This window comes from Variovorax sp. GW531-E2 (genome assembly GCF_059423125.1).
Window position 1 is genome coordinate 1 of sequence record NZ_JBWKXQ010000103.1, and the last position, 10,560, is coordinate 10,560.

Annotated in this window: 9 protein-coding genes; 1 reads left to right on the plus strand and 8 read right to left on the minus strand. The window is 70.0% G+C overall.

The annotated features are described in order from the left end of the window. Positions 1-96 precede the first annotated feature (96 nt). The 3 genes from AC07XP_RS31500 to AC07XP_RS31510 form a co-directional block, all read right to left on the minus strand. Complete coding sequence (locus tag AC07XP_RS31500) at positions 97-1,440, minus strand: tripartite tricarboxylate transporter permease (protein ID WP_139140391.1); 1,344 nt, start codon at positions 1,438-1,440, stop codon at positions 97-99. Positions 1,441-1,481: 41 nt separating this feature from the next. After that, complete coding sequence (locus AC07XP_RS31505) at positions 1,482-1,937, minus strand: hypothetical protein (protein WP_307696823.1); 456 nt, start codon at positions 1,935-1,937, stop codon at positions 1,482-1,484. A gap of 93 nt (positions 1,938-2,030) precedes the next feature. After that, a complete protein-coding gene (locus AC07XP_RS31510; RefSeq protein WP_492742480.1) occupies positions 2,031-3,317 on the minus strand; it encodes a hydroxymethylglutaryl-CoA reductase, degradative in 1,287 nt (428 codons plus the stop codon). 137 nt (positions 3,318-3,454) lie between these two features. Here AC07XP_RS31510 and AC07XP_RS31515 point away from each other — a divergent pair, with 137 nt between their 5' ends. Further along, positions 3,455-4,843: an aminotransferase-like domain-containing protein gene (locus tag AC07XP_RS31515; protein ID WP_062481803.1), complete on the plus strand. Its 1,389-nt coding sequence runs from the start codon at positions 3,455-3,457 to the stop codon at positions 4,841-4,843. A gap of 1 nt (position 4,844) precedes the next feature. Here the strand turns inward: AC07XP_RS31515 and AC07XP_RS31520 are convergent, their stop codons facing one another. The 5 genes from AC07XP_RS31520 to AC07XP_RS31540 form a co-directional block, all read right to left on the minus strand. After that, positions 4,845-5,630 carry a crotonase/enoyl-CoA hydratase family protein gene (locus tag AC07XP_RS31520; protein ID WP_495266873.1) on the minus strand — a complete coding sequence of 262 codons (786 nt, stop codon included), beginning with the start codon at positions 5,628-5,630 and terminating at the stop codon, positions 4,845-4,847. Between the two features lie 82 nt (positions 5,631-5,712). Beyond that, entirely contained in the window at positions 5,713-7,521 is a 1,809-nt protein-coding gene (locus AC07XP_RS31525; protein WP_495266874.1) for a feruloyl-CoA synthase, read from the minus strand. 1 nt (position 7,522) lies between these two features. Beyond that, complete coding sequence (locus tag AC07XP_RS31530; RefSeq protein ID WP_495266875.1) at positions 7,523-8,470, minus strand: 3-hydroxyacyl-CoA dehydrogenase NAD-binding domain-containing protein; 948 nt, start codon at positions 8,468-8,470, stop codon at positions 7,523-7,525. Further along, a complete protein-coding gene (locus AC07XP_RS31535) occupies positions 8,467-9,675 on the minus strand; it encodes an ABC transporter substrate-binding protein (RefSeq protein ID WP_495266876.1) in 1,209 nt (402 codons plus the stop codon). The genes AC07XP_RS31530 and AC07XP_RS31535 overlap by 4 nt, the downstream gene beginning before the upstream one ends. A gap of 33 nt (positions 9,676-9,708) precedes the next feature. Then, the coding region (locus tag AC07XP_RS31540) for a beta-keto acid cleavage family enzyme (RefSeq protein ID WP_495266877.1) at positions 9,709-10,560 on the minus strand (852 nt) is incomplete at its 5' end.

Consider the following 10,560-nt stretch of genomic DNA (forward strand, 5'->3'; position numbering starts at 1 on the left):
AATGTCCCCCGGCCTGCGGCCTCCTCCTTGATTTCGCTGCGGGAAGCACCCAGTGTCCTGGGCACATGGACGCGCTGCTGGTGTGCAGCCGGCCGATCAGGAGAACGCCTTGATCACCGCCGGCACCGTCAGCACCGCCGTGTAGTAGCCCATGAACTGCACGCCCGTGTTGAAGCCGATGGCGCGCGACAGCAGGCCGCCGAGCAGGCCCATCGTGAGGATCACCAGGAGGCCGAGCAGTTGGCCTTCCCACACGCTGATCACCACGATCAAGCCGACGAAGGTCGCGATGATCGCCTCGTGGCTCACCTTGCGCGACACGAACAGCGCCGCGCGGCGCGCGAAGTTCATCGTGAAGGGGTAGGCCACCAGCGCCGCGAGCACCACGGCCAGCATGCCGTAGCCCAGGAACTCCCAGTGGTTCAGCAGGTTGTGCAGGTTGTGCGTCTGGCCCGTGGCCGAGTCGATGGTGAACACCGGCGGCGCATTGAAGAGCGGCGCGGCGGGGCCGGCCGCCACCGGGCTCAGCGGCAGGCCGATGGCGATCAGCGGGATCAGCGCTTCGGCGATGTAGGTGGCCTCGGTCACGCCGTTGCGCGCGGCCAGCGTGGTGGTGAGGCGGTGGTACGCATGCTTGATGCGCGAGCCGACCAGCTCGCCCAGCACCACCGTCATCGCGACCGGGCTGAACACGAAGGTGGCGCTGGAGATCGCGGCGGTCGCGAAGGTCCACTTCACCTGGCCGCGGTCGAGCACCTTGAACGGGTTGGGGAAGTAGCCCGACCAGCCCTTCACGTCGGGCGCGAGCGAGAAGGTGCGGACCTTGTCGCGCTTCATGCGCGCACGCGCCGCGGGCGAGATCACCGAGAAGAGGTCGGCCACCAGCGGCCCGATCGCAATGCCCAGGAAGTAGCTGATGCTGAGCTTCACGCCGTACTTGCCCGTGAGCGCCTGCAGCGCCACGATCACCATCACGAACGGCACCAGCGTGGCCACCGAGGCCCAGCGCCCGCTCGAGAAGTAGGCGATGGCCACGGCCGCCACCACGAAGATCCACGGCGCCGCCTTGGTGATGGCCGCGCCGTACGGCGCGAGCAGCACCGCGAACAGCACGGCCAGCGGCACCGCGAGAAAGGCCGCGATGATCGCGCCCGACACCATCTTGCGCAGCGCGATGTGCGGCACGCCCAGGTTGCGCAGCACGTTGGCGTCCTGCAGCAGCGGCGTGGCCATGGTGTCGCCCGGAATGCCCAGCAGCGCCGTGGGCACCGCGTGCGTCATGTGCTTGGCCACGGCGGCGGCCAGGAAGAAGGTGAACACGCCTTCGGGTGGCACGCCCAGCAGCACCACCAGCAGGGTGAGCGGGGCGAGCGTGGTGGTTTCGTCGGTGCCCGAGACGAGGCCGATGGCCGCGAACACGATGGCGCCCACGAGGCCCATGCCGGTGGCGACGAGGATCTGGTTGAACAGGGCGGCGTCGATCACGAGGCGGCTCCTTCAACGGCCTTGGCGGCCTGGGGCTTGTACGACGCGAAGAGCTCGTAGATTTCGAGCTCCTTCATCTCGCGCACCACCACCGGCGGCAGGTCGTCCACCGAGCCCAGGTCGCCGTGCTCGGCGGCCAGCTCGGCCAGCACCTCCTCGCGCCAGCGCGGATCGGCGGCGGTGCCTTCGACCACTTCGCGCTTGGGCGTGAAGAGCTTCGCGCAGATCACGCCCGAGACCACGCAGCCGCCGAGGCCCGCGAGCATCGCGTAGGCGCGCGCCAGCTCAGGCGTGCTCACCACGCTCGCGAGCACGCGGCTCGCCACGAGGTAGCCCGTGAGGCTCACCGCGACGCCGATCGCGATCGACCACGCGAGGTGGCCCAGGTCGGCCGTGTCGCCCCATATCTCCACCAGCCGCCAGCGGGCGGGCGTTGCACTGTCTGCGTTCATTCGAGTTGTCTCCGTCTGTGGTTGTGTGACGGCCGCGTGCGCGACCGCCGCGGTGTCGGCCGCGGACCGTGGTGCGGGCTGCGCCCGCGTTGCTTACTTCTTGCGCAGTGCGTCGAGCAGCGCCACGGCGCGGTCGGTGCGCACGTCGTGCTCGGCCGCCATCTGCTTGGCGATGGCGTCGATCTCGTCGCCGGTGGCGCCCGCGACCAGCGCGATGTTGCGGGCGTGCAGTGCCATGTGGCCGCGCTGGATGCCTTCGGTGGCGAGTGCGCGCAGGGCGCCGAGGTTCTGCGCGAGGCCCACGGCCACGGCGACTTCGCCGAGCTCCTGCGCCGACTTCACGTCGAGGATCTTCAAGGCGAGCCGCGCGAGCGGGTGCGTCTTCGTCGCGCCGCCGACCAGGCCCACCGGCATCGGCATCTCGATGGTGCCGACGAGTGCGCCGCCCGCGTCCTTCTCCCACGTGGTGAGCGAGGTGTAGCGTCCGCTGCGGCAGGCATACGCATGCGCGCCGGCTTCCACCGCGCGCCAGTCGTTGCCGGTCGCGACGATCACCGGGTCGATGCCGTTCATGATCCCCTTGTTGTGCGTCGCCGCGCGGTAGGGGTCGATGGCCGCGAAGGTGTAGGCGTCGATCACGCCCTCGACCACCTCTTCGCCGCTGCGCTCGCGCGTGGCCAGCACGGCGGGCGCAAGCCGCACGCGCGCACGCGCCAGCCGCAGGTCCGCCAGGTTCGACAAAATGCGCAGGCGCACCGTGCCGCCGGTGAGCTTCTCGACCAGCGGCGACACCGCCTCGGCCATCGTGTTGACCGTGTTCGCGCCCATCGCGTCGCGCACGTCGACGATCAGGTGCATCACCACCATCGCGCCGCGCGGCGTGTCGCCGAACACATGCACCTCGATGTCGCGGCAACCGCCGCCCAGGCCGATCAACACCTTGTCGCGGCTGTTCGCCACGGCCAGGATCTCGTCGCGCGCACGCAGCAGCGCCAGCCGCGCGCCGTACGGGTCGGTGATGCCGATCACCTGCACCTGCGCGCGCATCAGCGGCCCGGTGCTCGAGGCCTCGAAGCCGCCGCCTTCGCGTGCCAGCTTGGCCATGAAGGAGGCGGCGGCGACCACCGAGGGTTCTTCCACCGCCATCGGCACGAGGTAGTCGCGCCCGTTCACGGTGAAGTTGCCGGCCACGCCCAGCGGCAGCTCGAAGGTGCCGATCACGTTCTCGACCATGCCGTTGGCGCGCTCCACGCCCAGTGCGCCGGGCTGGGCGAGCAGTGCCACCTCGTCGTCGGTGAGCGCGGCGGCTTGTGCAATGTGGGCCAGGCGTTGGGCGGGCGTGAGTGCGCGGAAATTGGGAATGCGGGAATCGGCGGCCATCGGTGCGTGTCTCTTCGGAAGGTGAATTCGGGAGCAGGCAATTTAGGCCGGCTGTACCGCCCGCGGAAGGCACAGTTTGGCGGGACAGTGCGGACAGTGGTGCGCCGCCGCGCCTCGCTGTGTCACAGTCCAAACCCATGACCACGATCGCCGATTCGCTCGCCGACACCCTCGCGCGCCAGATCGCGAGCGGCGCCTACAAGGCCGGCGACAAGCTGCCCTCGCTGCGCGAACTCGCGCAGCTGCATGGCTACGCCAAGAACACCGTGGTGGCCGCCTTCGAGCTGCTGGTGTCGCGCGGCCTCGTCGAGCCGCGGCGCGGTTCGGGCTACTACGTGCTCGCGCAGGCCACGGCCACGCCCAAGCCCGCCGAGGACGACGCGGGCAGCCTCGGCCGCGCGATGGACATCGTGTGGCTCATGCGCGAGCAGCTCAAGACCCAGCCCGATGCGGTCGCCGTGGGCGACGGTTTTCCGCCCGTCGAATGGCTGGCCGACGTGCGGCTGGACAAGTACCACCCGAAGGTTGTGCGCACGGGGCTCGGTGCGCTGTTCCGCTATGGCAGCCGCTTCGGCTATGCGCCGCTGCGTGACCACCTCGTGCGCAAGCTGGCGGACTTCGGCATCGGCGCCGAGCCGCGACAGATCGTGCTCACGCACGGCGCCAACGAGGCGATGGACATCGTCATCCGCTACTTCGTGCCGCCCGGCGGCAAGGTGCTGGTCGACGACCCGGGCTACTACCCGCTGTTCGGCAAGCTCAAGCTCGCGGGCGCGCAGATGCTCGCGGTGCCGCGCCTGGCCGACGGGCCCGACCTCGAGGTGCTGGAGCAGCTGCTCATCGCCGAACGGCCGCGCCTGTTCTTCACGCAGTCGCTCGCGCACAACCCCACGGGCTCCGACATCTCGCCGGCCAAGGCCTTTCGCGTGCTGCAGCTGGCGCAGAAGTACGACCTGCTGATCGTCGAGAACGACCCGCTGGCCGACTTCAAGCCCACAGCGCTGCCGAGGCTCTCGGCGCTCGACCAGCTCGAGCGCACGATCTACATCGGCAGTTTTTCCAAGTCGTTCTCGGCCGCGCTGCGCGTGGGCTTCATCGCTTGCGGTGCCGACCTCGCGAGCGACCTGGCCGACCTGAAGGCGCTGATCCACGTGAGCAGCTCGGAGTACAGCGAGCGCACGGTCGACGTCATCCTGAGCGAGGGCCACTACCAGCGGCACCTCAAGCGGCTGCAGCAGCGGCTGGGCGAGGCCACGCGCGACGCGCTGAAGCTGTTCGACGCCGTGGACGCCGAGGTCTTCGCGCGCAGTCCGCAGTCGCTCTACATCTGGGCCGCGCTGCCCGGCGTGGACGACTCGCTGGCCTTCGCGAAGGAACTGCTGCCGCGCAAGATCGTGATGGCGCCGGGGCGCATCTTCAGCGTCGACTCGACGCAGGTCTCGCGCTGGTCGCGCTTCAATGTGGGCGCCATGGCCGATCCGCGCTTTGCGAAGGCGCTGCGCACCGCGTTGCGGCGGCGCGCTTGAATCAGCCGGTGAAGGTGCCGTGCCGGCCCGCACCGCCGGCAAAGCGCGCGGCGCCGGCTTCGCCTTCGGCCGCGACGATCGGCACGCCCTGCGCGCCTTCGCGGCGCAGCGCCTCGGCCAACGGCAGGTCCCACTGCTCGAAGGCGGAGCGGCGGTCGGCCAGCATGCATTGCTGCGGAAAGGCGGCGATCTGCCGCGCCAGCTCCTGCGCGGCGGCCAGCGCGCCGCCCGGCGGCGTGGTGCGGTTCACCAGGCCCATCGCCAGCGCCTCGGCGGCGGACACCGACCGGCCCGTGAGGATCAGGTCGAGCGCGCGCCCCATGCCCACGAGGCGCGGCAGCCGCACGGTGCCGCCGTCGATCAGCGGCACGCCCCAGCGGCGGCAGAACACGCCGAACACCGCGTCGTCGTCGGCCACGCGCAGGTCGGCCAGCAGCGCCAGCTCGAGCCCGCCCGCGACCGCGTAACCGTTCACCGCCGCGATCAGCGGCTTGGACAGCGCCATGCGCGTCGGGCCCATCGGGCCGGCGCCGCCGCCGTCGGGGTCGAGCTCGTTGCGGCGCGCCGGATCACCGACCGCGCCCAGGTCGGCACCCGCGCAGAAATGGCCGCCCGCGCCCGTCAGCACGGCCACGCGCAGCGCGTCGTTGGCCTCGAAGCGTTCGAAGGCCGCGCGCAACGCGGCAGCCACCACGCCGTCCACGGCGTTGCGTTTGTCGGGGCGGTTCAGCGTGAGCGTGCAGACGGGGCCGTCCGCTTCGAAGGTCACGCAGGGTGGGGTGGACATGGGCGGCGTCTCCGGGAAGTTGAAATGGCGGGTGGCCCGGCCATCGTAGAAAACATTCCCGGGTTCTCCAACCCCGCCGCGTTCAGGTGGCGCGGATCACGTCCGCATCGCCCGGCGCCGGCGCATGCAGCCGCGCCACCTCGGCCGCGCGCCGCGTGAGCACGGCGCGCTGGTTGATGTAGCCCTTGTCGGTGATCTCGCCCGCGTCGAGGCTGGGTGGTTCGGCCAGCACCAGCGCGCAGGCCGGGCACTGCGACGAGCCCGCGCCTTCGTCGCGCAGGGCGCGCAGCACCCCGGCGATGCGCGCGGCCAGCGCCTCGGGCGCGAGGGCGGCGCCTTGCGGGCTGGCGAACACCAGCATGCCGATCGCGTCGCGGTCGTGGCCGGTGAGCACGATGTCCTGCACATGCGGCGCCAGCAGCGACACCAGCTTCACGCGCAGCGTGCCCACCGACACCCAGGTGCCGGTCGAGAGCTTGAAGTCTTCCGCCACGCGGCCGTTGAAGATCACGCCCTGCGTCGGGTCGCCGGGGTTCGCAAGAAAGCCCGCGTCGCCGATGCGGTAGTAGCCCTCGGCGTCGAAGGCGCTGGCGGTCTCGCGCGGCGCGTCGCGGTAGCCGGGGAACACCGAGACGCCCTTGACGCGCATCTCCAGCTTCTCGCCGTTGGGCACGAACTTCAGTTCCAGCCCCGGCAGCGGTGCGCCGATGCAGCCGGCGCCGTCGAGCTGCCAGTGCGCGGAGGTGATGGCGGGCGAGGTCTCGGTGGCGCCCCACGAGGTCGTGAGCCACAGCGGGCGCGCGGGCCGCACGCGCCGCGCCACGGCTTCGAGGCGCTGCCAGGTCGAAGGCGCGAGCGCGGCCGCCGCGTAGAAGGCCAGGCGCAGCCGCGAGAACACTTCGGCGGCGAGCGCGTCGTCGGCTTCGAGGAACGGCAGCAGCATGTCGAAGCCGCGCGGCACGTTGAACAGCAGCGTGGGTTTCACCTCGCGCAGGTTGCGCACGGTCTTCTCGATGAGCCCGGGCGCGGGCCGGCCTTCGTCGATGTAGAGCGCGCCGCCGTGGCACAGCACCATGTGCAGGTTGTGGTTCGCGCCGAAGGTGTGGCTCCACGGCAGCCAGTCGACCAGCACGGGCTTCTCTTGCGACAGGAAGCGCCAGGTCTGCGCCATCATCTGCTGGTTGGCGCACAGCATGCGGTGCGTGTTGATCACCACCTTGGGCTGGCCGGTGGAGCCGGAGGTCAGCAGGTACTTGGCGTGCGTGTCGGGGCCCACGGCGGCGAAGGCCTGCATGACGGCGGGTGTTTCCTTCGCGTCGAGCAGTTGGTCGAAAGCCAGCGCGCCCGGATGCGTGTTGGCATTGCGGCTGAACACGGTGACTGCCTCGATGTCGCTGCCTGCGAGCGATGCGCCGTACACCTTCGCGTCGGAGGCGTAGATCAGCCCGGGCTGCAGCGCCTTCAACATGCCGTGCAGCCGCGACGGGTCTTTCGCCATGCGCGAGTACGCGCTCGACAGCGAACACGCGGTGCGGCCGATGTGCATCGTCGCGAGCATCAGCACGGCGTGGTCGATGGCGTTGTCCGAGAGGATCACGACCGGGCGGCCCGGCGGCAGGTCCAGGTCGAGCAGGCCCTGCGCCACCGCACCGACGGCCGCGCGCAGCGCCCGGTAGTCGAGCGTGCGCCAGCCTTCGCCCGTTTCATCGCGCTCGGCAAAGGCCAGCGCGTCGGGCGTCTCGCGCGCCCAGCGCTCGATCCACTCGCCGATGCAGCGCGCATACGGCTGCAGCGCCGTCGGCGAGCGCAGCACGAACGAGCCGTCGTCGAAGTCGATGCGCACCGTGCGGGGCGGCGCGACCAGTGTGTCGTCGAGAAGGAAGTCGGTCATGTCAGTCCAGCGTACCCGTCTCGGCCTTGGCGCGAATCAGGTTCAACAGCAGGGTGTCGCGCGCGGCTTCGAGGTCGGCGGTGTGGCGCGTGCCGAGGGCGTCGTCCACGCCTTGCACCACCTGCTGCTTCAACGCGTCCGTCATCGACGGCGCGCCCAGGTCCTTCCACCAGTCTTCGATGGGCCCGCCCAGGTGCGCGAGCAGGTGCTCGATGCCGCCCGCACCACCCGAGAGGTGCAGGTTCATGAACGGCCCCATCACGGCCCAGCGCAGGCCGGGGCCGTGCGCGATGGCGGAGTCGATGTCGGCCACGCTCGCCACGCCTTCGTTGACGAGGTGAAACGCCTCGCGCCATAGCGCGGCCTGCAGCCGGTTCGCGATGTGGCCTTTCACCTCGCGCTTCACGTGGATCGGCCGCTTGCCGATGGCCGCATAGAAGGCCATCGTGCGGGCGATGGCGTCGGGCGAAGTTTGTTCGCCGCCGATCACCTCGACGAGCGGAATCAGGTGCGGCGGGTTGAACGGATGCCCCAGCACCACGCGCTGCGGGTGCGCGCAGCCCGACTGCACGCCGCTGATCGCCAGGCCCGACGAGCTCGACGCGAGGATGGTCTCCGGCGGCGCGGCCGCGTCCATGCGGCGGAACAGGTCGATCTTGAAGTCCATGCGCTCGGGGCCGTTCTCCTGCACGAAATCGGCCACGGCCACCGCGTCTTCCAGGCTGTCGTGAAAGCGCAGGCGGTCGACCGAGGCGCCTTCGGCGAGGCCGAAGCGTTCCAGCGTCGGCCAGTGCTGCGCCACGGCGGCGCGCAGCCGGTCTTCGGCGCCGGGCGAGGGGTCGGTCGCGTTCACGTCGAGCCCGTGCGCGAGGAAGTGCGCGGCCCAGCTGGCGCCGATCACGCCGGTGCCGACGACGGCGACGCGCTTCACATCGTTGATAGGGTTCATGCCGATTTCCACCGCGCGCAGCGGCTCTCCGTCTTGGTGGTCCACGCGGCTTCGCCGGGGATGTTCTCGATCACCTTGTAATAGTCCCACGGCTCCTTCGATTCGGCCGGCGTCTTCACCTGCATGAGGTGCATGTCGTGCACCATGAGGCCGTCGTCGCGCAGCCAGCCGCCCTTGACGAACATGTCGTTGAACTTCGTCTTGCGCAGCTGCGCCATCACCTTGTCGGCGTCGTCGCTGCCCGCGGCCTTCACGGCCTGCAGGTACTGCAACGCGGCCGAGTAGTCGCCGGCATGGAAGGAGGAGGGCATGCGCTTGTGCTTGTCGAAGAAGCGCCGCGCCCAGGCGCGCGACTCGGGGCTCTGGTTCCAGTACCAGCTGTCGGTGAGGTACATGCCCTGCGAAGCCTTCAGGCCCAGCGCGTGCACGTCGTTGATGGTGATGATCATGCCGGCGAGTTTCATGTTCTTGCTGATGCCGAACTCCGCCGCCGACTTGATGGCGTTCACCGTGTCGCCGCCCGCATTCGCGAGCGCCAGCACCTGCGCCTTCGAGCTTTGCGCCTGCAGCATGAACGACGAGAAGTCGCTCGCGCCCAGCGGGTGCTTCACCGAGCCCGCCACCGTGCCGCCGCTGGCCTGCACGGTCTTGGTGGCGTCGCCTTGCAGCGCGGCGCCGAAGGCGTAGTCGGCCGCCACGAAGTACCAGCTCTTGCCGCCGGCCTTGACCACTGCGCTCGCGGTGCCGCGCGCCATGGCCACGGTGTCGTAGGCGTAGTGCACGGTGTAGGGCGAGCAGTACTCGTTGGTGAGGCTCGACGCGCCCGAGCCCACCACGAAGTACGGCTTCTTCTTGTCGGCCGCCACGCCGGCCATGGCAATGGCCGCGCCCGAATTCACGCCGCCGATCAGCATGTCGACCTTGTTCACGTCGAACCATTCGCGCGCCTTGGCGGCGGCGATGTCGGGCTTGTTCTGGTGGTCGGCCGTGACCAGCTCGATCTTCTTGCCATTGATGGCGCCGCCCATGTCGGCGATGGCCATGCGGATGGCTTCGGCGCCGGCCGGGCCGTCGTAGTCGCGGTACAGGCCCGACATGTCACTGATGAAGCCGATGCGGATGGTGTCGTCGGACACCTGGGCCGATGCGCCCGATGCGAATGCGGCGGCGAGTGCGAGAGCCAGGGCGGTGCGGGGAATGTTCATGTGCGTGTCTCCGTTCGTTGTTCTCGTGCGTCTTCAGCCCAGCGCGAACTCGGGCCGCGGGCGGCCCACGCGCGGCAGGCCCATGATCTGGCGCGCCTCGGCCGGCGTGGCCACTTCCATGTCGAGCTCGCGGATCACGCGCACGATGCGCTCGGTGAGCTGCACGTTGGTGGCCAGCTCGCCGTGGCGGAAGTAGAGGTTGTCTTCCAGCCCCACGCGCGCATGCCCGCCCAGCAGCAGCGCCGCCACGTTGGCTTCGAGCTGCGACATGCCGATGCCGCTCACGCCGAAGATGGCGCCCTTGGGCAGCGTGTCGACCATCATCTGCAGGTTGCGCGGCGAGTACGGCATCGCGTTCTGGAAGTTGCGGTGCACGTTCATCACCAGGTTGACGAAGTAGGGCTCGTCGTCATGGCCTTCCTCGATCAGCGTGGTCGTGTCCTGCAGGATGTGCGTGGGGCTGAACACCTCCCACTCGGGCTTGATGCCGCGCGCCTTCATGCCGGCGGCCAGCTCGCGCCCGCGCGTGATGGGCGTGTCCATGAGGATCTGCTTGCCCTCGAAGCTCAGGTTGAGCGTGGTGGCGTCCAGCGTGCACATCTCGGCGCCGGCGTCCATGCCCTTGATGCGCTCTTCCCACGCGATCTCCCAGCGGTCGCCCGCCAGCGGCTTCACCATGTCGCCGTGCACGCCGCCGCCGGTGGAGTTGTTCAGCACGATGTCGCTGCCGAGCGCACGGATGCGGCTGTTGATGTCGCGGTACACCTCGGCGTTGCAGGTGGCACCGTCGTCGGGGCGGCGCGCGTGGATGGCCACCACGCTGGCGCCGGCGTTCCAGCAGCGCAGCACGTCGGCGGCGATCTCGGCGGGCTGGGTGGGGAGGTG

What these genes read in the sequence shown, in the direction of transcription:
- AC07XP_RS31500 (WP_139140391.1), bottom strand. Translation starts at nt 1,440, where the DNA reads ATGGGCCTCGTGGGCGCCATCGTGTTCGCGGCCATCGGCCTCGTCTCG.
- AC07XP_RS31505 (WP_307696823.1), bottom strand. Translation starts at nt 1,937, where the DNA reads ATGAACGCAGACAGTGCAACGCCCGCCCGCTGGCGGCTGGTGGAGATA.
- AC07XP_RS31510 (WP_492742480.1), bottom strand. Translation starts at nt 3,317, where the DNA reads ATGGCCGCCGATTCCCGCATTCCCAATTTCCGCGCACTCACGCCCGCC.
- AC07XP_RS31515 (WP_062481803.1), top strand. Translation starts at nt 3,455, where the DNA reads ATGACCACGATCGCCGATTCGCTCGCCGACACCCTCGCGCGCCAGATC.
- AC07XP_RS31520 (WP_495266873.1), bottom strand. Translation starts at nt 5,630, where the DNA reads ATGTCCACCCCACCCTGCGTGACCTTCGAAGCGGACGGCCCCGTCTGC.
- AC07XP_RS31525 (WP_495266874.1), bottom strand. Translation starts at nt 7,521, where the DNA reads ATGACCGACTTCCTTCTCGACGACACACTGGTCGCGCCGCCCCGCACG.
- AC07XP_RS31530 (WP_495266875.1), bottom strand. Translation starts at nt 8,470, where the DNA reads ATGAACCCTATCAACGATGTGAAGCGCGTCGCCGTCGTCGGCACCGGC.
- AC07XP_RS31535 (WP_495266876.1), bottom strand. Translation starts at nt 9,675, where the DNA reads ATGAACATTCCCCGCACCGCCCTGGCTCTCGCACTCGCCGCCGCATTC.